We start from the raw sequence: 24,452 nt of genomic DNA on the forward strand, positions 1-24,452 counted from the left end.
TCACAAAATGGAATCTACATTAAACAATAAATTTAGCAGAAGAAATTTTTTAAAGACCTCTTTTCTAGCAAGTGGTGGGTTATTAATTGGTTTTAATTTGCTTACTGCCTGCAAACCAGATGCAGTAATGCCAACAGATATAGAAAGCTTAAATTTTAACGATTTTAATGCCTTTATTAAAATTTCTGATGAAGGTTTTATTACCCTATTTTCTCCAAATCCAGAAATTGGTCAAGGTGTAAAAACAGCAATGCCTATGATTATTGCAGAAGAATTAGAGGCAGATTGGAGCAAAGTAAACGTTGCACAAGCTATTTTAGATACTAAAAACTATAAAAGACAAGTTGCAGGAGGAAGCCAATCTATTAGAAAAAATTTTACAGCCTTAAGACAAACAGGTGCAACTGCAAAACAAATGTTAGTAAACGCAGCTGCTATAAAATGGAATGTAAAAGCAGCTACTTTAAAAGTTGCCAAAGGTATTATAACTAACCAAAATGGTGATCAATTAGGTTATGGAGATGTTGTTAAACAAGCTGCTTTATTAGAAATTCCAGAAAATGTAAAACTAAAAGAACCAAAAGATTTTACAATTATTGGCAAAGATGCAACCAATGTAGATATTGATAAAATTATTACAGGAAAACCCCTTTTTGGACTTGATTATAATGCAGAAGGGATGCTAATAGCATCTGTTTTAAGACCACCAGCTTTTGGACAAAAATTAGAAAGTTTTGATGCTTCTAATGCTTTAAAAGTAAATGGCGTAATAGATGTAATTACCATTGGAGATAAAGCTAGAAATTACAAAAAAACAGTTAAAAAAAATTGGACATTTAACTTATCAGATTCAGATAAAGTTGTAATAATCGCTACAAATACTTGGGCAGCAATTAAAGGTAAAAAAGCACTTTCTGCTATTTGGAAAACCGATAGTAAATTAGAATCTACAGAAGATCATCATAAAGAATTAACTGCTATTTTAGATAGTAACAAACTAAAATCTAGAAGAGAAGATGGAAATGTAGAAAAAGCGTTTGCAAATGCAGATAAAATTATCGAAAAAACATATCATTCGCCATTTTTACCACACAATTGTATGGAACCCATGAATTTTTATGCAGATGTAACTCCAGATAAAATTCACTTAGTAGGACCTGTACAAACACCAGAATTTGCAGTAGATGTTGTGGCAGATTTGTTAGATGTTGATAAAGAAAAAATCCATTTAGAAATGACAAGAATGGGTGGAGGTTTTGGTAGAAGATTGTATGGCGATTTTGTGTACGAAGCAGCAGAAATATCTGCACTTATAAAAAAACCTATAAAAGTAGTTTCTACTAGAGAAGATGATATGACTACAGGTATTTACAAACCTTCTGTAAAATACCGTATAAAAGCTGCAATTAAAGATGGTAAAGTTACAGGATATCACCTCAAAGAAGCTGCAATTAATGGAAATATGTATGGTTTAATACCTAATTTTTTTCCTGCAGGCTGCATTCCTAATTATAAAGTAGAAACAGGTAATTATAAGAGTACTATTACCACAGGTGCTTGGAGAGCTCCTTTTACTAACTTTTTAGCCTTTGCAGAACAAAGTTTCTTTGATGAATTGGCAATAGCATTAAATATAGATGCTATTCAATTACGTTTAGATTTATTACAAAACGTAAAAAACACTTCAGATAAAAGGATTCAGTATTCGGGTAAAAGAATGGAAGACACTATTAAATTAGTTAGAGAAAAAGGCAACTGGGGTAAAACAAAAGAAGGCGTTTATCAAGGCTTTGCAGCATATTACAGTCATAATACCCATGTTGCTGAAATTGCAGATATTGAGCTAAAAAATGGTGTACCTATTATTAAAAAAATAACAGTAGCTGTAGATTGTGGTATTGTGGTAAACCCAACAGGAGCAAAAAACCAAATTGAAGGTGGAGTTTTAGACGGAATTGGACATGCCATGTATTCAAATCTATCTTTTAAAGAAGGCAAACCAACTTCTAATAATTTTGATACTTATAGACTCATAAGAATGCAAGAAACCCCAAAAGTTGAGGTATATTTTGTAGAAAACGGATTGGCTCCAACAGGTTTAGGAGAACCAGGCTTACCTCCTGTAGGAGGTGCAGTTGCCAATGCAATTCATGCTGCTTTGGGGCAGAGATTGTACAAACAACCCTTTATAAATGAGTTAGAAAAAAGTACTATTTTAGGATAAAAAAACTGCTATAGATTAATTACTTCTATAGCAGTTTTATAATAACTTTTAATTTAATAGGTAAAGATTCTGCTAAAAAGCAGGATTCGTTTAACTAACTTACTCTTGGTTTTCAATAGCAACTTTTATTTTTCCTTCTAGTTCTTCAGCCAATTCAGGATTGTCTTTAATTAAACCTTTCACAGCATCTCTACCTTGGCCTAATTTTGTTTCTCCATAACTAAACCAAGAACCACTTTTCTTTACAATACCCAATTCTACACCAATATCTAAAATTTCTCCAACTTTAGATATTCCTTGACCATACATAATATCAAATTCTGCAATTTGAAAAGGAGGTGCTACTTTATTTTTTACAATTTTTACCTTGGTACTATTACCAATTACTCTATCTCCATCTTTAATTTGTGTTCTTCTTCTAATATCTAAACGCACAGAAGCATAAAACTTTAATGCATTACCACCTGTTGTTGTTTCTGGATTACCAAACATCACCCCAATTTTTTCTCTTAATTGGTTTATAAAAATAACCGTACATTTTGTTTTAGAAATAGTACCTGTTAATTTACGTAATGCCTGTGACATTAAACGTGCATGAAGCCCCATTTTAGAGTCTCCCATTTCTCCTTCAATTTCAGATTTAGGAGTAAGTGCAGCAACAGAATCAATCACCACAATATCTATTGCACCAGAACGTATTAAGTTCTCAGCAATTTCTAAAGCTTGCTCACCATGATCTGGTTGAGAAATAATTAAATTATCGATATCTACCCCTAAATTTTCTGCGTAAAATTTATCAAATGCATGTTCTGCATCAATAAAAGCTGCTATTCCACCCGCTTTTTGAGCTTCTGCAATTGCATGTAACGTTAAGGTAGTTTTACCAGAAGATTCTGGACCGTAAATTTCTATAACTCTACCTCTTGGATAACCACCAACGCCTAAAGCTAAATCTAATCCTAAAGAACCCGATGAAATTGCATCAATATCTTCAGTAACTACATCTCCTAATTTCATTACAGAACCTTTTCCGTATGTTTTATCTAACTTGTCTAGAGTAAGTTGTAATGCTTTTAGCTTTGCTATTTTTTCTTTATCTGTAGCCATTAATAGTGTTGTTTTTTATAATTTTATTGGGTGTACAAGTTACAAAAAGAGTTTGTTTTTATACATATCTTTTTTTGTATTTTTATAAAAAATTGAAAAGATGAAAAAAGAAATTATTCAAAACCTTGCCCATAATTTTGAAGACCATTCTCAAACTACAGAAAATGGTATAGAATTTTGGTTTGCAAGAGATTTACAACAACTTTTAGGATATTCTGAATGGAGAAATTTTCAGAAAGTAATTGTAAAGTCTAAAATTACTTGTGAAACAACAGATAATTTAATATCAAACCATTTTGTTGGCGTTAACAAAATGGTACCAATAGGCTCTGGAAGTGAACGAGAAATTGAAGATATTATGTTAACAAGGTACGCTTGTTATTTAATAGCTCAAAATGGAGACCCAAGAAAAGAAAGTATTGCTTTTGCTCAAAATTATTTTGCAATGCAAACAAGAAAGTTCGAATTAATTGAACAAAGAATTAAAGACTGGGAAAGGTTAAATGCAAGGCAAAAATTAACAATATCAGAAAAAGATTTATCAGAACTAATTTATGAAAAAACAGGTAATGACAGGAATTTTGGTCTAATAAGAAGTAAAGGAGACCAAGCTTTATTTGGCAGATCCACGAAACAAATGAAGACTAAATTAGGAATTCCTAATAATAGAGCATTAGCAGATTATTTACCAACCATAACTATTAAAGCAAAAGATTTTGCAACTGAAATAACTGTTTTTAATACTAAAGAAAAAGATCTAAAAAATGAAAGAAGTATTTCTGCAGAGCATATAACAAATAATCGTTCTGTTAGAAAAATATTAATTGAAAGAGGTATTAAACCAGAAAATTTGCCTGCAGAAGAAGATATCAAAAAATTAGAAAGAAGAGTAAATTCGGAATCTAAAAAGCTTGGAAAAAATCCTGATAAATTAAAATGATACAAAATTTTATAAAACTATCTACCAAAAATAGCATAGTAATCATAGAAAAAGGAGAATTAATCTCTTTTAAGTTTGATAGTAAAGAATACATCCATCAAAAAGGAAGTAAAGGTTGGCGAAATTCTGACGATGAAATGTTTCCTGTAATTGGTCCAACATCTAAAAATAATTATAGAGTACATACCAAAAATGGCGATGCTATTCTAGATCAACATGGTTTGTTACGTGAATTAGATTATGTTTTAGTTTCTTCGGATGAAAACAGTGCTAAATTTATTAAAAAATATAAAAAAAATACACTAGTTAAGAATAGTAAGTTTCCAAAAAAATCTACTGAAGAAAGTTTAAATTGGCCTTTTGATTTCTCTTTTGAAAAGATTTTTACTTTAGAAAATGATGTGTTAAAAATAGAATTTATTATCAATTCTGAAGCAGGAATGCCTTTTATGTTAGGCTATCATCCTGCATTTATGTTGTCTAATACTGGTAATGAAACTTTAGAAGCTAATAATGAAACTTTTACTTTATCAGATGTTTATAAAGCGGGTTCTAATGCTTTTCCAGTTTTAGGAACAGATAAAATCATCTTAAAAAATATTGATAGAAACAATTTAGAAATTAGGACTAAAGGTTTTAATAATTTTATGTTGTGGACAGAAGTTGATAACATGCTTTGTATTGAGCCAATTACTCAATATACATCTTACACAGATCAGAAATTTTCTGAAGAAAATATGAGTTTATCCGAAGTAAAAAACACTTTTTCTGTTTCTATAAAAATTTTATAGTTTGATAAAAAAACACCATCATTTTATTATACATAAACCTTGGGGAATGATTTCTCAGTTTGTAAATCCTGCAAAGCGTAAGAAAAAATTATTAGGTGATTTATATAATTTTCCTGCTGGAACAATGGCAATTGGTAGATTAGATGTGCCTTCTGAAGGATTACTTTTATTAACAACAGATGGCAAAGTATCCGCAGAAATAAGAAGTCATAAATACGAAAAAGAATATTATGTGCAAGTTGATGGAATTGTCACTGAAAAAGAAATAGCACAGTTAAAAAATGGTGTAGAAATAGGTTTTAATGGTAAAAAATACATGACAAAACCTGGAAAAGCATTTATAATTGAAGATCCTAAATTTCCTTTACGAAGTATGAAAATTAGAGATGAAAGACATGGCCCAACAAGTTGGATTTCTATCATTATCACTGAAGGAAAATTTAGACAAGTTCGTAAAATGACAGCTGCTGTAGGTTTACCAACTTTACGTTTAATTCGTGTTAGAATTGGTAAAATTAAATTAGAAAATTTAGAAGTTTCTGGTGTAAAAGAAGTACCAATACTAATGTGATATTTGTCACAAAAAATAAAAATTTAAGTTGTTAATTTTGACTTATGAACAATTCTAATACTACTTTATATATAGTTGCTGCAATCATCATTTTTCATTTTATTGCTGGTTTTGGTTATTTAATTTATAAAATGACTAAAAAAAGTGATACAAAATAGTTTTAAGTCAATTTAGCAATATCTCTATCATAATATAGTAACTCATAGATAAAGACTTCTGATGATTCTTTTATTTCAATTTCTGTAATACTATCAAAAGACTTATTTTTTAAAGTTGATTGTTTATTTAATCCTATATACACCAATTTTTCTTCTTTAAACAAATAGTAAATAGAATTTTTAAATTTTAACATTTTTCTATTTTCAGAATTTTTTGTGATAGAATAAAAAGAAAGTAAATTATATTTTTTTTTATTAAATTCTTCTATAAATAATTTTGCAGTAAACTTTTCTATATAATCAATTCCATTCTTTTCTTTTAAAAGGAATAATCCTTGAAAATTTTTTATCAATAGTTTTTTAAAAATAGTTGGTGAAACTTTTAAAAAATCTAATAAAATATACAATTCAACATATTCCATCATATTAGTTTCTATGCATTCTTATATGTGGTATTCCATCTTCTAAATACTCGGCTCCTACTTGAATAAATTGATGCGTTTCGTAAAACTTTTTTAAATATTTTTGTGCAGAAACTGTAATTTTATCAACTTTAAAATGTGTTTTTACAGCATGTATAGAAGCTATCATCAAATCATTACCTAAACCATATTTTCTCTCTGATGCTACTACTACTACCCTACCAATACTTGCCTTTTCAAAATAATCTGCAGGTTTAAAAATACGTGTGTATGCTATTATTTTATCATTTTTAACACCAAAAACATGTAATGCTTTTTGATCTTTAAAATCGATGTCTTGATACACACAATCTTGTTCTACTACAAAAACTTCAGAACGTAATTGAAGTATATTATAAAGTTCTAATGTAGTTAATTCAAAAAAAGATTTTATTTTGAATTCCATATTATTTATTAATTCATGTCATTAATAATTTACGAAGCAATCTTAATTATTAACAAAGAGATTGCTTCATAAACTCAGAATAACATATTTTTCTAACCAGCACAAGAAATCTTTCCAACTCTGGTTTGATGTCTACCTCCTTCAAATTCTGTATTCAAAAATACATCTACAAACCCAATTGCTTGTTGTAAAGAAACAAAACGAGCAGGAATGGTTAATACGTTAGCATTATTATGTTGTCTTGTTAAAGCAACAAGTTCATTATTCCAACAAAGTGATGCTCTAATACCTTGGTGTTTGTTTGCAGTCATTTGTGCTCCATTACCAGAACCACAAAGAATAATACCTAATGTTGCTTCTCCACTTTCTACAGCATTTGCTGTTGGATGAATAGCATCAGGATAATCCATAGAATCATTTGTATCGGTTCCAAAATTTAAAACTTTATATCCTTTTTGTTCTAAATGTTTTATAATTTCGAATTTATATTCTGTTCCTGCGTGATCGTTGCCAATTGCAATAGTCATAATAGATTGATTTTAATTTAGTTGTATCGTGCAAAAATACAGAAACAAACGGTTATCAACAGTTATAAACAATCAAAAATATAGTATTTTTAATAACAGTTTAATTTTAAACTATTTAGCTATATTATCTAAATGTTAAGAAATATCAGTAATTTTTTAAAAGTAAATTTGGTTAACCAAATTAATTTTACAATACAATGGAGAGTATCATATACACAACTTTTTTTATGAGTTTTTCATAATAGTTTATAAACATAAAAAACACAATTAATTTACATTTAATACTTTTTAAATATTAAAAAAGTAACGTTAATTACTGTTTATAATATTGTTTATAACTACAAATTTAAGTTGGTTTTAAGCGACTTAAATTACTTATAAAATGTAGATAATTTTTAATAAGTGAAACTAAAAAGAAAAAAGGTAAAAATTTATAGTAGCTATTCACACACTATTATAAACATCATTGTTTTTTAAAAATTTATAAAAGAATAATTAATATTATATAGAATGTTAATAAGTGTTCATTCTAAAAATAATTTAAAAAATAAAATTAGTTTTATTATATTTAAAATGGATAAGAACTCAATTATAAAGTGTTTTTTATGATGTTTCTTATACTCTAGTATCATTCTACTAGGCACTATTATTGTTATTATAATGCCTCCTTTTATTATTTAAAATGGATGTTGAAGTGCTAAATTCTTAGCTAAGAAAAAAAATAAAATCCAATTGTTTTTTTTAAAATAATTGTGATAATCCTAATAATTTACTATGTTTAAATGACAGTAATAATGCTTTTAATAGAGGTTATTTAATTTTTTTTTAAAACTATTTTCTGATAAAATAATTCGTAATTATTACAGTTAATTTTCTTTTAAAATTTATCAAGTTTTACCATCATTTTATAATTAAATACTACGTCTGTAAATTAAAAAAATACAATTCCTTTTTATAATTTGTAAAAATTACATTAAAGATTTTATTACTATTTAATTTTGAAAAAAATTGAAGTTAAATATTTATCTCTAAAAAAATATTATTAGTTAGAATTTGAATTTTAAAGGATGTAAAAATTAATTTTTTTAAAAAAATATAAATTTTAATTTTATTTCTACTTTTTATGATCACATATTTAAATAGAAAAAATCGATTTATACTTTATATTTATATCAATTTAAATTATAACCATTAAAAAAAGGATTTATATAAGGGTAATATTAGTGATTATCTTTACTTTTTAATACTATCGTATAAAAATAGATTAATATGCGATTTAAACACTTTAAAATGGATATTTTTTTAAAAAAATCTAAAATAATCTTAATTTTATTTATCAATTTAAATTTTAAGAGTAATTATTACTTTTTATAAACTAATAATAAATAAGAAGTAAATTTTGCCAAGTTTTTTTTAATTTTTATTTTAGATAGATTTCTTTGAATTAAACACACTTAAAATTTACATAGTAGTTTTTCTTTAATTATATCATTATAATTAAAACCAATTTTATTTTAAAAATAATCAATTATACTTATATTTTAAAAAAACAAATAATTACGTATTTTTTTAAGAACTTAAACTAAACAAAAAAAACCTCTAAATAAAATTTAGAGGTTTCTGTTTAAAAAATATAATATAATTTTTAAAAAATAATATTATTTCTTTAAAATTTTAATACTATTCGTAGCTCCACCATTTGAAGTTACTTTTAATAAATAAACAGCTGCAGGTAAATAATCAATATTAAAAGAAATATTATCTAGGCTAGTATAATTTTTAGTCATTATTGATTTTCCTATAATATCAAAAAGTTCTACTTTAGTATCTTCACTGTCTTGTAATTTAATATTTACAATTCCTGTTGTAGGATTTGGAGTAACTTCAAACAATAAATCATTTAAATCATTTACTGCTAAAACTGAAGCATCAGTATAAGTAAAAGTTGAAGCATTTCCATCAGCATTTGTATTTGCATCATTTGCAGTAATAGTTGCATCAATTCCATTATAAAATTCTTCTTTACTAGAATTTTGAGTAACTTCTATTGGAAATTCTACAGAACCAGACCAATCTGCAGGGATGTTACTATTTTGTTCAAATGTTAGTAAATTTGTTGAGATATTGTAAACAGGTGTAAAATATTCTAATAAAGAACCTGTAACCATACTAACATCAAATTTTTGTAATTGTAAGTATTGTAAATTAACTTCTATATTTACATTTGCTTTTCCAGATGTTAAATAAGGTACTTCCACACCAGAAGATTCAGTAAAACTAAAACCAGCAGTTGAACTTCCATTATTTTCTACTGTGCCAATTGGGCTGTTTGTTATGTATGCTTTTGGTAGTGATACAGATTGTGCGTTAATGTTATATGACAATGCACATAAAAATAAAGCTGAGTATATTCTTTTCATTTTTAAAAGATTTAATTAATAATTTTAAGTGAGTTTGAATGGTTGTATTTCATTCATTTAGGGGACTATAAAAGTAAATAATAAAACCATTCAAAACAAAAAAAACGTAATTTTGTTTTGAATGGTTTTATTTTAACCCAAAAATTAAACTAATAATTAGAAAAAAATAGAAGTATTTTATACAATTATAAAATTTAAATAATTGATTTTTAATTAGTTATAATAAATTATTACTTGTTAATAAAATTTAATAAACTAAATTTTATTTTTTAAAAATATATATTATTATAGCAATTACGTGTGTTTTTTAGCCCAATAATGGGTTAAAATTGTGTTTGTATACACACACAACATCTTAAAAAAAGTCATTTTTGATTATTCTAAAACTATTTCTTCAGTATTTACTGTATTCTTATTATTAGTATTAGAAGTTACTTTTACTGAATATTCACCAGCTGGTAAATAATCAATATTAAAAGAAATATTATCTTGATACTTATAATATTTAGTCAAAATAGATTCTCCTTCATCATTAATAATTTCTACAGTAGTATATTCACTATTTTCTAAAGTAATATTTACAATTCCTGTTGTAGAATTTGCACTTATTTCGAATGTTAGATCATTCAAATTTTCTTCACGTAAAATTGAAGAATCTACATACTTAAAATCAGAAGTATTACTTTTTGCTCTTTCATTTCTTTTTACATTTCCTTCTGGGTTTGTTTCTGGGTTAGCTTTTACGTCACTTGCATTAATAGTTATATTATCACCATTATAAAGTTCTGCCCTACCAAAATCTTCAGTAACTTGTATTGGAAATTCTATAAAACCATACCAAGACCCAGGAATATTACTTTTTTGTGTAAATAATAATGTGTTTGTAGAAGAATTATAAGTGGGAGTAAAATGTTGTAATAACGGACCATTAAGTGTAGTTATATTAAAATCTTTTAAAGGAATATATTTTAAATCTACTTCTATAGTTACATTTGGTTTTCCATCTATTAAGTAAGGTACTTGAATACCAGAAGATTCAGAGAAACTAAATCCTGCTGTTGTTATTCCCTTGATTTCTAAAGTTGCAATGGGACTACAAGATAAATAATCTTGTGTTACTGATTGTGCATTAAAATTACTTGATAAAGTGCATAATAATAAAATTAAAAAAAAAATTTTCATCTTGTTTTTAGGGGGTTTATTTAAGTAATAAATACTACTTAAAATTTAATATTTATGAGTAATTTACTATAATTCTTTTTACTTCTTTAATATTTTAACAGTATTTGTAGCTCCTGTATTAGAGGTAACTTTTACTAAATAAATAGCAGCAGGTAAAGAATCTATATTTAAAGAAACTTTATCAACATTAAAATATTTTTTAGTTAGAATTTTTTTACCTAAAATATTATAAAGTTCCACTTTTGTATCGTTAATATCTTCTAACTTTATATGAACAAGTCCAGTTGTTGGGTTTGGTGATAATTGAAACAATAAGTTATCAACTTTGTCAATTGATAAAGAACTATCTGTTTCTTCCTCTTCCTCATTATTCTCTTCTGTATTATTACTTTCTAAAGCATCAGGTATCGATGCATCTGTATAAGTAAAACTAGATCCACTTCCTATTGCATTTGTATTTTTGTCTACGGCTGCAATATTTATATTAAATCCATTTAATGATTGGTCTTGATTAGAATTTTGAATTACGTCTATATCAAATTCAACAGAGCCAGAAAAATTTGCAGGTAATTCAGTATTTTGTTTAAAAGAGAGTGAGTTATTAATTGAGCTATAAGTTACATCAAAATAATTTAATAAAACACCAGTAATATTTGCTATATCGTCGTCTTTTAACTTTACATACTGTAAATTAACATTTATAGACATATTGGGTAAATTTGCAATTGCAGTTGCTGGTACTAAAACACCTGAAGATTCAGATAGTGTAAAACCAGCTGTTGATGTCCCATTATTTTCAACAGTTCCAATAGGACTTGAAGTTATATAAGACTCTGTAACAGAAACAGATTGTGCATAACTAATAAAACTAGTTACAATCAATAATAAAATTAAGTTGAATTTTTTCATTTTAGAGGTTTTTCATATTAAGATGATAATTTTGTTAAAAGTAATTAATAATTTGATGTAAACCAATTTTTTTTTCTTATAGTATAATTTTAGCTAGAATTGTGCTAAACATTTACAGTATTGCTTGTTATAATTATTTCTACACATATTGATTAGTGTAAATTTATAATCATAATAATTTATTAATAACTTTCAACTTAATAAATTGTATTTTGCAACCAATAAAAATATCATTTGCAATAACATATATAAATGATATATATTACTCCATAGAAAGAATGTTTTATGTAGTAAATGAAAATAAATAAACACTTAATGACAAGAAAAAAGAAAAAAATATATAAAAAGAAAGGGAACGTTGTAAAAGACATTACCAGAAATATATTTAAAATATTAAAAGAAGACAGTGATAAAGTATACAATTATAAACAAATTGCTGCAAAATTAAAGATTTCTGATACTGATGGTAAAACTCAGATAATTAAGAAATTAGCAGAATTAACTGCTACAAAAAAAATAAAAGAAGTACAAAGAGGCAAGTTTCAAGTAAATGTTGATAGAAAATATTCTATTGGTACTTTAGATGTTACATCTACAGGAAATGGGTATTTTATAACGGATGATTATGAAGATGATATTTTTATACCAAACATCAACCTGGGTAAAGGTTTACATAATGATACTGTAAAAGCTTATGTATATAAAAGACGCAGTGGAAAAAAATATGAAGCAGATGTAGTTGAAATTATAGAACGTGCAAAAACAGATTTTGTAGGAGTTTTACAAAAAAATAAAAACAAGAATTTTGGTTTTGTTGTGCCAGATAATAATAAAATGTATGCAGACATTTTTGTTTCTGAAGGCAAATTAAATGGAGCTTTAGATGGAGATAAAGTACAAGCCACTATTGTAGATTGGCCTAAAAACTCTAAAAATCCGTTTGGTAAAATTACTACAGTTTTAGGCAAACCAGGAGATCATAACACAGAAATGCATTCTATTTTATTAGAGTATGATTTACCTTATGAGTTTGAACCAGAAATAGAAAAAGAAGCCCAAAATCTTCCAATAGAAATTACAGAAAAAGAAATTGCAAAACGTAGAGATATGCGTAAAGATTTAACCTTTACAATAGATCCTAAAGATGCAAAAGATTTTGATGATGCTTTATCATTTACAAAATTAGAAAACGGTAATTTTGAAATAGGAATTCATATTGCAGATGTTTCGCATTATTTACAACCAAAAACTATTTTAGATGATGAAGCTTATAAACGTGCAACTTCTGTATATTTGGTTGATAGAGTAGTACCTATGTTGCCAGAAATGTTAAGTAATGGTGTTTGTTCTTTAAGACCAAATGAAGAAAAATTAACCTTTTCTGCTGTTTTTGAGCTGAATAAAAAAGCACAAATTGTAAATGAGTGGTTTGGAAGAACAGTAACCTATTCAGACCAACGTTTTGCGTATGAAGAAGCACAATCTATTATAGAAAACTGTAAAATTTCTGATGATATTCAGCCTTATTTAATGCCTGAAGATATTTCTATTATTGATAAAGTATACTCTGTTACTCCAGAAATTGTAGAAGCTACTTTAAAGTTAGATGAATTGGCTAAAACTCTTCGTAAAAAAAGAATGAAAGAGGGTGCTATTTCTTTTGATAGAGTAGAAGTTAAATTTAATTTAAATGAAGAAGCAAATCCTGTAGGTGTTTTCTTTAAAGAATCTAAAGATGCTAATAAATTAATTGAAGAATTTATGTTATTAGCCAATAGAAAAGTAGCTGAGTTTATTGGTCGCCATAAAGGAAAACCATCAAACAAAACATTTATATATAGAGTACATGATGAACCTGATGTAGAAAAATTAGCTTCTTTAGAAAATATAGTTCGTAAATTTGGATATAAAATTAATACAGACACCAAAAAATCGACTTCAGATTCTTTAAATCAGTTGTTAAGTGATGTTCATGGTAAAGCAGAATCTAATATGATTGAAACCTTAACCATCAGAACTATGTCTAAAGCAGTATATACAACTCAAAATATTGGACATTATGGATTGGCTTTTGATTATTACAGTCATTTTACATCGCCAATTAGACGATATCCAGATGTAATGACACATCGTTTATTACAACATTATTTAGATGGAGGTGAAACTCCCAAAGCAGATAAATACGAAGAAAAGTGTAAACATTCTTCAAATAGAGAAGAATTGGCATCTAAAGCAGAAAGATCATCTATAAAATACATGCAAGTTAAATACATGCAAGATCATAAAGATGAAATTTTTGATGGTGTAATTACAGGTGTTACAGAATGGGGTATTTATGTAGAAATTTCTTCTAATAAATGCGAAGGAATGGTAAGATTAAGAGACATTAAAAGCGATCATTATATTTTTGATGAAAAACAATATGCTATTATTGGGCAATCCTCTAAAAATATGTATCAATTAGGTGATGATGTTAAAGTTAGAGTTAAACATACAGATTTAGAACGTAAACATTTAGATTTTGCGTTAATTGAAGAGTAATTTTAGCATTTTTATCACCATTTATTAATGTAAGTAAAAGAGAATTTATTTTTTATAAATAGTAAATAAGATCCTGTTTATGTGTTAAATATGGTATTATTCAAATAAATTCTATTAATTATTTTTTACCTAATTTATTGTTAGTAAACTTTAAAATGATTAAAAATTAGTTTTACATTTGTTACTTAAATAATTAATTTATAGTTATTTAGATAATTTTATAAGTCTACAATACCATAGAACTAAAATTATAAATTATCAGAGAAAAATTGAATGATAAAATAAGTTTTTAAGGTTCTATTTTTACAAAGTAAATCCATAAATTTTACTAGGTAAAAAAGTAGTTGGAGGTATTATTAAAAAAAAATGAGCAGTCTTTTTTAAAAATAATCTCTTGTAATAACCTTTTTTGTATCTTTGCCATACTAAAAACTAGAAAAATGAATAGCTTATCAATATATTTTGGAATGATTGGTGGACCTCAAATTATAATTATTGTTGTGGTAATTTTATTATTATTTGGTGGTAAAAAAATTCCTGAATTAATGAGAGGTATTGGTAGTGGAATTAAAGAATTCAAAAACGCTGCTAAAGATGAATCTTCAGAAAAAATAGAAGAAAAAAAATAATTTTTAACTTTATTAACATTTTTAATCTAATTTGTTAACAACATTGTTTTTTTTTATTAAATTGCGCGATATTTCAAGTATCGAACTTCCCTAAAGAATTACTTGATAAATATAATTTCAAGTGTAAAATATCCCTACAATTATACTTTTTAAAATTTTTATAAATTATTTTTTTGTATTGATTATTTTCTAAATATCTAGAGCATAATTACTACTAAATAAATTTTTAACAAGTACAAAATGAGTAAAAAAGCGAGTTATCTTTTAGGTATTTTTATTACAATTGTTGTAGGTGTAATTCTTTATTACATAACTGATAGTCATAAATTTAATACTTCTTATCCTTCAGATAAATTAGAAATAGCTAATTCATCAAATATACCAAAATACCCCTTTTTAATTTCTGATGAAAAAAGTGGGTTTAAAGCAGAAGTGGCAGATAATTTTAACTTTTTAACTTCTGATGCTGCTTTTATTAAACCAGTATCTAATGGTGTTTTAGATGTAATTTCTAAACTAAAAGAACAACTTTTAAAAAATCCTTCTCAAGTTTTAGATATTACAGGCTTATTTAAGGTTGATGAAACGAATACTACAGATTTTGAAAATTTAGGATTGGCAAGAGCCAATTCTATAAAAGATTTTTTAATTTCTTTAGGCGTTTCAGATAAACAGTTAAGTACTTCTTTTAAACTAGATAACAACCTTACTGCAGATGATAATGATATTATATATGGTCCTTTAGCTTTTAATTTAGTAAGTAGTGATGATGCAAATTGTAGTTTACCTAATACAGATAATGCGTCTTTTGATGAAGCACAAATAGCAGCTTACAAAAAGCTAATTGGTGCATCTTTTGTTATAAATTTCGATTTTGCTAGATCATCTACAAAACTAACAAAACTTCAAAAACAAAAATTAAAAGAAATTTGTAATGCTGCAAAAGCATTAGGTTTAAAAATTACAGTAACTGGTCATACAGATAGTGTTGGTACCAATAGCTCTAATTACGTTTTAGGAAAGAAAAGAGCCAATTTTGTAAAAGATCAACTACTTAAAAGTGGAGGTTCAGATACAGAAATACAAACTTCTTCTAAAGGAGAAAACCAACCAATTAGTAGCAATACTACAGAAGATGGAAGATCTCAAAATAGAAGAACAGTCATAACAATAAGCTAACAAACAAATAAAAAAAAGAAGATTATGAATTGGTATATGTTAATTCCAATAGTTGTAGGTATCATTTGTGCAATTTTTGGATATTTAATAGGAAGATTAAGTAGAGGAAATAATGAAGATGATACATTTTCTTATAAAAAAATAATTTCTAAACTAGAGTCAGATTTGGCTGCTTGTAAAGCTAATAAGTCATATTTAAACAACTCAGTATTATCAGAAGCATCTTTTGTGCCTGTATTTGATGCTGCTGCTGCAAAGGCTGTATTTGGTAAAAAAATTGTTCAAGACGATTTAACAATTGTAGAAGGAATTGGTCCTAAAATAGCAGAGTTATTTATAGAAAATAATGTTAAAACTTGGAAAGATTTAGCTGATACATCTATAGATAAATGTAAAGAAATTTTAGATAGTGGAGGAGATCGTTTTAAAATACATACACCACGTACTTGGCCAAAACAAGCAAAGTTTGCTCACGAAGGTAAATGGGAAGTATTATTTAAGTGGCAAGGAGAATTAGATGGTGGTAAATAGCATTTAATTAAACCATAAAAAAAAGAGCTAATCATTTTTGATTAGCTCTTTTTTTGGTTTAAAGTGAAAAGTTTATTCCTTTAATTTTTTAGGTTTTGCACTCTTCATAGCTTCACCAATTTGGTTACTTGCTGTAAAACTAGCCACCATATCATTTAACATTTGACTACCTGCTTGAGGCGAATTTGGTAACAATATTAAATTACTATTAGTTTCACTACCTATAGATTGTAAAGTGTCATAATGTTGCGTTACAACGATTAATGCAGAAGCTTCTTGACTGTTTATACCAACTCTATTTAAAACATCTACAGATTCTTCTAAACCACGTGCAATTTCACGTCTTTGGTCTGCAATACCTTGTCCTTGTAAACGTTTACTTTCTGCTTCGGCTTTTGCTTTTTCAACAATTAAAATACGTTGAGCATCCCCTTCATATTGTGCAGCTGTTTTTTCTCTATCTGCTGCATTAATTCTGTTCATTGCTATTTTTACTTGTGCATCAGGGTCAATATCTGTTACTAAAGTTCTAATAATATCAAATCCATAATCTAACATGGCATCATTTAATTCTGTTTTTACAGCAATAGCAATGTCATTTTTTTTCACAAAAACATCGTCTAATTTCATTTTTGGTACTTCTGCTCTTACTACATCAAAAACATAACTTGTTATTTGTTCATGTGGGTAATCTAGTTTATAAAAAGCATCATAAACTTTGTCTTTAATTACTTTGTATTGTACAGAAACTTTTAACTTAACAAATACATCATCTAATGTTTTTGTTTCAATAATCACATCTAATTGCTGAATTTTTAAGCTTAATCTACCAGCAATTTTATCTACAATAGGAATTTTCATTTTTAGACCTGATTGACGAATACTTTGAAATTTTCCAAAACGCTCAATAATAGCAGCAGTTTGTTGTTTCACCATAAAAAATGCTGAAAATATAATAATTCCAATAATAACAATGGGGATAATAAGTGTAGTAGGTATCATAATAATTTTTTTGATTAATAATTGTTTAAGGTAAAGATACTGAATTTTATAGTTTTTTTAAGGCGTTGATTTTTTTAAGAAATATTTATAAAAAAAATCCTGTAAAAATTATTTTTTACAGGATTATTATTGGTGTTATTTTTTTAAATTTTATTCTTTTTCTTTCGGAAAAACTTTATATAATCTTCTATTATATTTTATCCATTTGCTGTATTGCTTTTCTGTAAGTAACTCTTTTAGGGTTGCATCTAGTTTTCTATCTTCATTTTTAAGTGTTTCCAACAAAGGTTTTAGGTTATCTGCCATTGTTTTTTGAACCTTTTTCTGATTCGAAAAATCTCCTGTACTTCTTGATGTTTTCTGAAAATTTTCAACCATTTCTTTGGTACTTCTTAATAAAAAAGAATTAATTCTTGTAATATCTTTTATATCTTTATTGTACTTGGTTAGTATTTTAGTAAATTCTTTTCCTTCTTTAGAAGAACTTTTTATATTTGATTTTTTTGCTGCTTTAGGAATGTTATAAACCACAATTCCCATATACTTTTCTATTTCAAAATTTGGTTCTGGAGCTTTTTGTTCTGCTTGCATAACAGGACCTCTTTGGTTTCTTAAACCACCATTACCAAATTGAGCTTGTATTGTATTGAATGCTAATGTTAAAAGTAAAAGGAGTATTATTTTTTTCATAATCTTGTTTTATTTTTTTGTTAGTCATTAATAATTGTTAACCTATAACTTTTCAATAGCGTTTTTAAGCCTTTTAACAGTTTCTTCTTTACCAATCATTGCAATGATGTCAAATAAATGTGGTCCTGCCAATTTACCTACTAAAGAAAGTCTTAAAGGTTGCATTATTTTACCAAAACCAATTTCCATGCCAGTAATCCATTCTTTTATTTCTTTCTCTGTATTTTCTGATGAAAAGTCATTAATTGAAGAAATTACGTTAATTAATTTATTCATCAAATCTGCAGTTCCTTCTTTCCAGTTTTTCTTTGATGCTTTTGCATCATATTCTGATGGTGTTTTAAAAAAGTAGCTTGATAAATCCCAAAAATCGTTTACAAAAATTGCTCTTTCTTTGATGGATGCAACTACTTTTAAAACATATTCTTTGTCTTTTGTAATTCCTTTATTTTCTAAAATTGGTAGGTATAAATCTGTCAATTCAACATCAGACTTTGTCTGCATATATTGTTGATTGAACCATTTTGCTTTATCTGGACTAAATTTTGCACCAGATTTACTTACGCGTTTTAAATCGAAAGTTTCAATTAATGCTTCTAAAGAAAAAATTTCTTGTTCTGTTCCAGGATTCCATCCTAAAAAAGCCAACATATTTATAAATGCGTCATTAAAATAACCATCTTCTTTATAACCACGAGAAACATCGCCAGAAATTTTATTTGTATATTCTAAAGGAAACACAGGGAAACCTAATTTGTCTCCATCTCTTTTGCTTAATTTTCCTTTTCCAACAGGTTTTAAAATTAAGGGTAAATGAGCAAATTTAGGAGCATCCCAATTAAAAGCTCTATACAATAAAACATGTAAAGGCATTGAAGGCAGCCATTCTTCTCCACGAATTACGTGGCTAATTTCCATCAAATGATCATCAACAATATTTGCTAAATGGTACGTTGGCATTCCATCGCCTTTAAACAAAATTTTATCATCTAAAGTATTGGTATCAATTTTAATATCTCCACGAATTTCATCTTGCATTCTTAGCACTTCATCTTGTGGAGTTTTAAAACGAATTACATAATTATCGCCAGAATTAATTCTGTTTTGTACTTCTTCATCCGTTAAAACTAAAGAATTTACCAAACGTCCTTTTTCACGATTGTGCCAATTGTAAATAAAGGTTTTACCTTCTGCTTCATGTCCTTTTCTATGTGTATCTAACTGTTCTGGAGTATCAAAACAATAATAAGCCCAACCCGTTTCAATTAGTTGATCTGCATATTTTTTATATAAATCTTTTCTTTCTGATTGTCTGTAAGAACCAAATTTTTCGTTTTTTCCAGGACCTTCATCAAAAGGAATATTACACCATTCTAGAGCATCAATAATATATTGTTCTGCATTGGCAACATAACGTGTTTGATCTGTATCTTCAATTCGAAGCACAAAAGTTCCGTTGTGTTTTTTTGCAAATAAATAATTATATAAAGCTGTTCTTACACCACCAATATGAAGTGGTCCTGTAGGACTTGGTGCAAAACGAACACGTACATTAGATTCCATTTTTGTCTTTTTTTAGAGTTGACAAATATAGTTTTTAAAAGAGAGAATAGAAATTAGAAAACATATTTTCCATACAGTTTGTCATTTCGTAGAAATCTTATAATGATTCTTAATTTTTAAGGGTTTCTTTCAAAAAGATAAACTTTGAAGCTATGGATATGTAGACCCCAATTTTGTAATAATAAATACCTTTTAAGTTTTAATACTTAAAAGGTATTTATTTTTTTTGTTTAAAAATTTAATTTCTCCGATTTCTTGAGAAAATTCTTTTATAATTTTAGTGAAACAACCCCTAAAACTTATGATACAACCCAAAAGTTAAAGCAGCCTGTTTAGCTACATTGTTACCAAAGAAAGCACCACCAAAACTAGAATTTACTCCAAAACTTTCTGTTACTTCATAAATTCCTTTAAATCCAAATGCTCCATATTCTTGGTCATTTACATACAAACCTGTTAGTGTATTTGTTGCTGGTAAATTAATATCTCCATTTTCTAACGATTTTACAATATCTATAAAACCTATTAACCAAATTTGTTCTGTAATTTTTTTTCCATATTCTCCACCAACTTTAAAGTTAGCACTGTAGTTATTTGTTCTAATATTTGCACCAATAAAAGTTTGTAAATAAGCATCTTTATAGCCTCTTCCTGCTAAAAAAAGCGGTGTAAAAGTAACTGCATCATAGCCTGTTCTTATTCCTGTTTCTGCATCAAAATTACCTGTATTTGCTTCTATTGATAATTGACCAGACAATAGCCAGTCCTTTTTATAAAAATTGTGTTTTAAACCAATTTCTATGTTTCCTAATGCAGTTTCAGATGCTTCTTTTGTTGATGTAATAATATCATTTGCATTATTATTAAATCCTTCTGTGTTAATTAGTTTTAAAGGAAGATTTACTATCAATGTAGTTTTACTTGTGAGTCCATATTCTCCATAAAACTGCATCGTATTATCTGTTACATTTCTTTGTAGTATATATTCTGGATCTCCAAAAAGTGTATTATAGTTAGATATTGTTGTAAACGATAGTTGTGTATAAATTTTCCCTTTTTCTTGTGTCCAAGGGCTTTGAGAAAACATAGAAATACTTAACAATACAAATATAAAGGTAGTTATTTTTTTCATTATTTAATATTTTAAAATCTTAGTTGTAAAACAAGTTTAAACCTTACAAAATTGGTTTTAACAATTAATTGATTGCAATTTAATGTAAAAAGAGTATTTTTATTAGTTAATTATGAGGGGATTTAAAAGCATAGCACAAAAGTTACATCAATTTACACGTAAATATTACATGAGTGAATTGATAAAAGGAATAATTTTATTTTTCTCTTTAGGTATATTATACCTTTTTTTTACCTTGTTTTTAGAATATTTTTTATGGCTAAAACCCACTGCAAGAACCATTTTATTTTGGTTGTTTTTAATTGTTGAATCTTTTCTGTTAATTAGATATATTGCCATTCCTATTTTTAAATTGGTTGGTTTAAGAAAAGGAATTACCAATGAACAGTCTGCTAAAATTATAGGAATGCATTTTCCTGAAGTACAAGACAAACTTTTAAATGTTTTACAATTACAACAAAAGGACCATCAATCAGATTTATTATTAGCTAGTATTCAACAAAAATCAGAAGAATTACAACCTATTCCCTTTGTAAAAGCGGTAAATTTTAGTAATAATTCTAAGTATTTAAAATATGCAATTATTCCCGTTTTAATTTGGTTAATAACTTTATTATCAGGCATTAATATCGGTCTAACTCAAAGCTTACAACGTGTTGTAAATCATAGAACTAGCTTCAATCCTCCAGCACCATTTTCATTTTATCTATCCAACGATAATTTAAATGTTATTCAGGGTAAATCAATTTCAATTTATATAAATGTAAAAGGGAATGTGCTGCCAAATGAAGCAAAAATACATTTTAACAATCAAGAGTATTTTTTACAAAATAGTGGCAATGCTTCTTTTTTATATACTTTTTCTGATGTTCAAAAACCCATAGATTTTTACATTCAAGCAAATGGTATTCAATCTAAAGTTTATAACATACAAGTGATTAATACACCAACTATCAACAATGTTTCTTTACATATTAAATATCCTAAATATGTTGGTAAAAAAAATGAAATAATAGAAAATTCTGGGAATATTATTGTGCCTGAAGGAACGAATATTGAATGGAATGTTAACACCAATCAAACTGATTCATTGGTTTTTATCAACCAAGAAAAAAGATTATTTTTTGAATCAATTTCTAAGGATAATTTTAAATTCTCTAAATCTATTCTAAATTCAATTAACTACCAAATTGCATCTTCCAACAGTAAACTAAAAGATTTTGAAAATTTACAGTTTTCTGTGGATGTTATTAAGGATGAATACCCTTTAATTTCTGTGCAATCTAATATTGATAGTATTTCTCGTGGAACATCAGAATTTGCTGGTCAGATTTCTGATGATTATGGCATTCATAAATTAGAAATTGTTTATTATGATGATGAAAACCCTGCATCAAAAAGTACTTTTGATTTACAGATATCTAAAGAGAATATTCAAACTTTTTTTTATCAGTTTCCTGATGGTTTAAATTTAAAAGAAGGCACTAATTATCAAGTTTTTTTTCAAGTATATGATAATGATGTAGTTAATGGTAGTAAAAAAGCGAAAAGTAAGATTTTTACCTATCGTCAGAAAACAGAAGTAGAGGTAACTCAAGAATTGTTTCAAGAGCAAAGAAATACCATAAACAATATAGAAAATTCTATTCAGAAGCAACAAAAGCAAAATAAAGACTTAGAAAAAGTTCAAAAAGAATTACAAGGAAAGAAAAATATCAATTGGAATGATAAAAAGAAGATTCAGAAGTTTGTAGAGCGTCAGAATAATTATAACAAAATGATGCAACGTCAAACTGAAAAGTTGCAAAATAATTTAGAAGAGAAGAAAGAGCAAAATGAGAATCTTAACAATAAAAAAGAAGAATTAAAAAATAGATTAGAAGAACTTAAAAAATTAGACAAACAACAGAAGCTATTAGATGAAATTCAGAAAATGGCTGAAAAGTTGAATAAGGATGATTTGCTAAAGAAATCTAAAGAATTAGCCCAACAAAATAAACAACAAGAACGAAGTTTAGAAAGAATTTTGGAGCTTACAAAACGTTTTTATGTGGAACAAAAAACAATGCAAATTGCGGATAAAATTGAAAAATTGGCGAAGAAGCAAGCTGATATTCAAAATGAAAACAACAATGTATTACATGCTCAAAAAGAAATAAAAAAAGAGTTTGATGCTATTAAAGAAGAATTAGATGAGCTTTCTAAAGATAATGAAAAATTAAAAGAACCTATGGAGCTTCCAGATCTGGAAGATGAAAAAGAAGATATTGATTCAAGCTTACAAAAATCAGAAGAAAATCTTTCTAAACAAAATAGTAGTGAAGCAAAAAAGAATCAAAAAAAGTCTTCTAAGAAGATGAAAGAAATGAGTGCCAAAATGCAACAAGCTATGATGGAAATGGAGGGAGAATCCATTGAAGAAAACATGGATGATTTGCGCAAAATTTTAGAAAACTTAGTCACTTTTTCTTTTCAACAAGAAAATTTAATGGATAAATTAGACGATGCCACAACTTCTCATCCAGATTTTGGAAACGATTTAAAGCGTCAGTTTCAATTAAAAACCTATTTTGAACATATAGATGATAGTTTATACGTTCTCTCCATGAGATTACCTAAACTATCATCAAAAATCAAAGATAATCTTTCTACTGTCCATTATAATTTAGATCAATCCTTAGAAAACTTTTCTGAAAATCGTTTCTCAAATGGACTTTCAAATCAACGTTATGTGATTACATCTGTAAATACCCTAGCAGATTATTTAAGTAATATTTTAAATAGTATGATGAATCCTCAATCCATGAAAATGGGCAAAGGGAAAAAAGGAAAAGGTAGTGGTTTTAGTTTACCAGATTTGATTAAAAAACAAGGAGATTTATCTGAGAAGATGAAAGATGGAATGCAAAAGGGTAAAAAACAAGGTCAAGGCAAAGAAGGAGAAAAAGGTGAGAAAGGAGAAAAAGGTAAATCTGGAGACAAAGGAAATAAAGGTAAAGGTGATAAAACTGGTGAAGGAGGGAAATCAGGAGGCAAAGGTCAAGGAAATTCTGACGATTTAGATGGAGAATTGTATCAAATTTATAGAGAACAGAGTTTATTACGCCAAGAATTACAAGAACAGATTCAAAATACTGTAAATCAAGGAAATAACTCAAGTAATGATGCTAGAAAAGCATTAAAAAAAATGGAAGAATTAGAGAATGAAATCTTATACAAAGGTTTCAATCAAAATACACTTCAAAAAATGCAAAACTTGAATCACGAATTATTAAAGTTAGACAAAGCTATTTTAGAACAAGGTAAAGATAAAAAGCGTAAATCAGAAACAAGTTTTAACCATTTAAGTAAAAAGAATATAAAAGCAATAGAATTCAAAAAGCAGTTTTACAATCAAACTGAAATATTAAACAGACAATCCTTACCTTTGCAGCAAAATTATAAAACAAAGGTTCGTGAGTATTTTTCAGATCCTGTTAAAGAATAACT

The 24,452-nt window shown here is 27.0% G+C and carries 20 protein-coding genes; 9 read left to right on the plus strand and 11 right to left on the minus strand.

All coding sequences use genetic code 11. From position 1 onward, the window contains the following. The first annotated feature begins 7 nt into the window (after positions 1 to 7). Positions 8 to 2,224, plus strand: coding sequence for a molybdopterin cofactor-binding domain-containing protein (locus tag Q0731_RS02250; RefSeq protein ID WP_299059233.1), 2,217 nt, complete (start codon positions 8 to 10; stop codon positions 2,222 to 2,224). 99 nt (positions 2,225 to 2,323) lie between these two features. Here the strand turns inward: Q0731_RS02250 and recA are convergent, their stop codons facing one another. Next, on the minus strand, positions 2,324 to 3,331 hold the full coding sequence (gene recA, locus Q0731_RS02255) for a recombinase RecA (protein WP_299059235.1): 1,008 nt from the start codon (positions 3,329 to 3,331) through the stop codon (positions 2,324 to 2,326). Between the two features lie 100 nt (positions 3,332 to 3,431). Between recA and dinD the strand changes: the two genes are divergently transcribed. From dinD to Q0731_RS02270, 3 genes are read left to right on the plus strand one after another with little or no spacing between them, the layout of a single operon-like run. Beyond that, positions 3,432 to 4,271, plus strand: a complete 840-nt coding sequence (gene dinD, locus Q0731_RS02260; protein ID WP_299059238.1) for a DNA damage-inducible protein D — start codon at positions 3,432 to 3,434, stop codon at positions 4,269 to 4,271. Then, a complete protein-coding gene (locus Q0731_RS02265) occupies positions 4,268 to 5,062 on the plus strand; it encodes an aldose 1-epimerase (RefSeq protein ID WP_299059241.1) in 795 nt (264 codons plus the stop codon). The genes dinD and Q0731_RS02265 overlap by 4 nt, the downstream gene beginning before the upstream one ends. Before the next feature lie 4 nt (positions 5,063 to 5,066). Beyond that, positions 5,067 to 5,633 carry a pseudouridine synthase gene (locus Q0731_RS02270; RefSeq protein WP_299059416.1) on the plus strand — a complete coding sequence of 189 codons (567 nt, stop codon included), beginning with the start codon at positions 5,067 to 5,069 and terminating at the stop codon, positions 5,631 to 5,633. A 160-nt stretch (positions 5,634 to 5,793) separates the two neighbouring features. Here Q0731_RS02270 and Q0731_RS02275 read toward each other — a convergent pair whose 3' ends face one another. The 6 genes from Q0731_RS02275 to Q0731_RS02300 all read right to left on the minus strand — a co-directional run bounded on the left by Q0731_RS02275 (position 5,794) and on the right by Q0731_RS02300 (position 11,696). After that, positions 5,794 to 6,213: a hypothetical protein gene (locus tag Q0731_RS02275; protein WP_299059244.1), complete on the minus strand. Its 420-nt coding sequence runs from the start codon at positions 6,211 to 6,213 to the stop codon at positions 5,794 to 5,796. Positions 6,214 to 6,217: 4 nt separating this feature from the next. After that, positions 6,218 to 6,658: a GNAT family N-acetyltransferase gene (locus Q0731_RS02280; RefSeq protein ID WP_299059247.1), complete on the minus strand. Its 441-nt coding sequence runs from the start codon at positions 6,656 to 6,658 to the stop codon at positions 6,218 to 6,220. Between the two features lie 92 nt (positions 6,659 to 6,750). Further along, entirely contained in the window at positions 6,751 to 7,185 is a 435-nt protein-coding gene (gene rpiB / locus Q0731_RS02285) for a ribose 5-phosphate isomerase B (RefSeq protein ID WP_299059250.1), read from the minus strand. Between the two features lie 1,658 nt (positions 7,186 to 8,843). Continuing rightward, the gene (locus Q0731_RS02290) at positions 8,844 to 9,605 is read right to left on the minus strand and encodes a T9SS type A sorting domain-containing protein (protein ID WP_299059253.1); all 762 of its coding nucleotides are present in this window, start codon (positions 9,603 to 9,605) and stop codon (positions 8,844 to 8,846) included. A gap of 375 nt (positions 9,606 to 9,980) precedes the next feature. Beyond that, the gene (locus Q0731_RS02295) at positions 9,981 to 10,787 is read right to left on the minus strand and encodes a hypothetical protein (RefSeq protein ID WP_299059257.1); all 807 of its coding nucleotides are present in this window, start codon (positions 10,785 to 10,787) and stop codon (positions 9,981 to 9,983) included. A gap of 78 nt (positions 10,788 to 10,865) precedes the next feature. Further along, entirely contained in the window at positions 10,866 to 11,696 is an 831-nt protein-coding gene (locus tag Q0731_RS02300) for a T9SS type A sorting domain-containing protein (protein ID WP_299059260.1), read from the minus strand. A gap of 315 nt (positions 11,697 to 12,011) precedes the next feature. Here Q0731_RS02300 and rnr point away from each other — a divergent pair, with 315 nt between their 5' ends. From rnr to Q0731_RS02320, 4 genes are all read left to right on the plus strand, one after another. After that, on the plus strand, positions 12,012 to 14,237 hold the full coding sequence (rnr, locus tag Q0731_RS02305) for a ribonuclease R (RefSeq protein WP_299059419.1): 2,226 nt from the start codon (positions 12,012 to 12,014) through the stop codon (positions 14,235 to 14,237). A gap of 440 nt (positions 14,238 to 14,677) precedes the next feature. After that, complete coding sequence (tatA, locus tag Q0731_RS02310) at positions 14,678 to 14,866, plus strand: twin-arginine translocase TatA/TatE family subunit (protein WP_299059263.1); 189 nt, start codon at positions 14,678 to 14,680, stop codon at positions 14,864 to 14,866. Between the two features lie 240 nt (positions 14,867 to 15,106). Continuing rightward, a complete protein-coding gene (locus Q0731_RS02315) occupies positions 15,107 to 16,045 on the plus strand; it encodes an OmpA family protein (protein WP_299059266.1) in 939 nt (312 codons plus the stop codon). A gap of 24 nt (positions 16,046 to 16,069) precedes the next feature. Beyond that, positions 16,070 to 16,576, plus strand: a complete 507-nt coding sequence (locus Q0731_RS02320; protein ID WP_299059269.1) for a hypothetical protein — start codon at positions 16,070 to 16,072, stop codon at positions 16,574 to 16,576. A 72-nt stretch (positions 16,577 to 16,648) separates the two neighbouring features. Here the strand turns inward: Q0731_RS02320 and Q0731_RS02325 are convergent, their stop codons facing one another. From Q0731_RS02325 to Q0731_RS02340, 4 genes are all read right to left on the minus strand, one after another. Beyond that, complete coding sequence (locus Q0731_RS02325) at positions 16,649 to 17,578, minus strand: SPFH domain-containing protein (RefSeq protein WP_299059271.1); 930 nt, start codon at positions 17,576 to 17,578, stop codon at positions 16,649 to 16,651. A gap of 150 nt (positions 17,579 to 17,728) precedes the next feature. Then, positions 17,729 to 18,268, minus strand: a complete 540-nt coding sequence (locus tag Q0731_RS02330; RefSeq protein ID WP_299059273.1) for a hypothetical protein — start codon at positions 18,266 to 18,268, stop codon at positions 17,729 to 17,731. A gap of 42 nt (positions 18,269 to 18,310) precedes the next feature. Continuing rightward, on the minus strand, positions 18,311 to 19,831 hold the full coding sequence (gltX, locus tag Q0731_RS02335) for a glutamate--tRNA ligase (RefSeq protein ID WP_299059276.1): 1,521 nt from the start codon (positions 19,829 to 19,831) through the stop codon (positions 18,311 to 18,313). Between the two features lie 292 nt (positions 19,832 to 20,123). Continuing rightward, positions 20,124 to 20,963 carry a hypothetical protein gene (locus Q0731_RS02340; RefSeq protein ID WP_299059279.1) on the minus strand — a complete coding sequence of 280 codons (840 nt, stop codon included), beginning with the start codon at positions 20,961 to 20,963 and terminating at the stop codon, positions 20,124 to 20,126. Between the two features lie 112 nt (positions 20,964 to 21,075). On the opposite strand from Q0731_RS02340, the gene Q0731_RS02345 reads away from it, so the two are divergent. Further along, positions 21,076 to 24,450: a DUF4175 family protein gene (locus tag Q0731_RS02345; protein ID WP_299059282.1), complete on the plus strand. Its 3,375-nt coding sequence runs from the start codon at positions 21,076 to 21,078 to the stop codon at positions 24,448 to 24,450. Positions 24,451 to 24,452: the final 2 nt, after the last annotated feature.

Source organism: uncultured Polaribacter sp. (assembly GCF_947497695.1).
Taxonomy (GTDB): Bacteria; Bacteroidota; Bacteroidia; order Flavobacteriales; family Flavobacteriaceae; genus Polaribacter.

Bases quoted from the DNA above. Each gene is read 5' to 3' on its own strand.
- Q0731_RS02250 (WP_299059233.1), top strand. From the start codon at position 8: ATGGAATCTACATTAAACAATAAATTTAGCAGAAGAAATTTTTTAAAG.
- recA (WP_299059235.1), bottom strand. From the start codon at position 3,331: ATGGCTACAGATAAAGAAAAAATAGCAAAGCTAAAAGCATTACAACTT.
- dinD (WP_299059238.1), top strand. From the start codon at position 3,432: ATGAAAAAAGAAATTATTCAAAACCTTGCCCATAATTTTGAAGACCAT.
- Q0731_RS02265 (WP_299059241.1), top strand. From the start codon at position 4,268: ATGATACAAAATTTTATAAAACTATCTACCAAAAATAGCATAGTAATC.
- Q0731_RS02275 (WP_299059244.1), bottom strand. From the start codon at position 6,213: ATGGAATATGTTGAATTGTATATTTTATTAGATTTTTTAAAAGTTTCA.
- Q0731_RS02280 (WP_299059247.1), bottom strand. From the start codon at position 6,658: ATGGAATTCAAAATAAAATCTTTTTTTGAATTAACTACATTAGAACTT.
- rpiB (WP_299059250.1), bottom strand. From the start codon at position 7,185: ATGACTATTGCAATTGGCAACGATCACGCAGGAACAGAATATAAATTC.
- Q0731_RS02290 (WP_299059253.1), bottom strand. From the start codon at position 9,605: ATGAAAAGAATATACTCAGCTTTATTTTTATGTGCATTGTCATATAAC.
- Q0731_RS02295 (WP_299059257.1), bottom strand. From the start codon at position 10,787: ATGAAAATTTTTTTTTTAATTTTATTATTATGCACTTTATCAAGTAAT.
- Q0731_RS02300 (WP_299059260.1), bottom strand. From the start codon at position 11,696: ATGAAAAAATTCAACTTAATTTTATTATTGATTGTAACTAGTTTTATT.
- rnr (WP_299059419.1), top strand. From the start codon at position 12,012: ATGACAAGAAAAAAGAAAAAAATATATAAAAAGAAAGGGAACGTTGTA.
- tatA (WP_299059263.1), top strand. From the start codon at position 14,678: ATGAATAGCTTATCAATATATTTTGGAATGATTGGTGGACCTCAAATT.
- Q0731_RS02315 (WP_299059266.1), top strand. From the start codon at position 15,107: ATGAGTAAAAAAGCGAGTTATCTTTTAGGTATTTTTATTACAATTGTT.
- Q0731_RS02320 (WP_299059269.1), top strand. From the start codon at position 16,070: ATGAATTGGTATATGTTAATTCCAATAGTTGTAGGTATCATTTGTGCA.
- Q0731_RS02325 (WP_299059271.1), bottom strand. From the start codon at position 17,578: ATGATACCTACTACACTTATTATCCCCATTGTTATTATTGGAATTATT.
- Q0731_RS02330 (WP_299059273.1), bottom strand. From the start codon at position 18,268: ATGAAAAAAATAATACTCCTTTTACTTTTAACATTAGCATTCAATACA.
- gltX (WP_299059276.1), bottom strand. From the start codon at position 19,831: ATGGAATCTAATGTACGTGTTCGTTTTGCACCAAGTCCTACAGGACCA.
- Q0731_RS02340 (WP_299059279.1), bottom strand. From the start codon at position 20,963: ATGAAAAAAATAACTACCTTTATATTTGTATTGTTAAGTATTTCTATG.
- Q0731_RS02345 (WP_299059282.1), top strand. From the start codon at position 21,076: ATGAGGGGATTTAAAAGCATAGCACAAAAGTTACATCAATTTACACGT.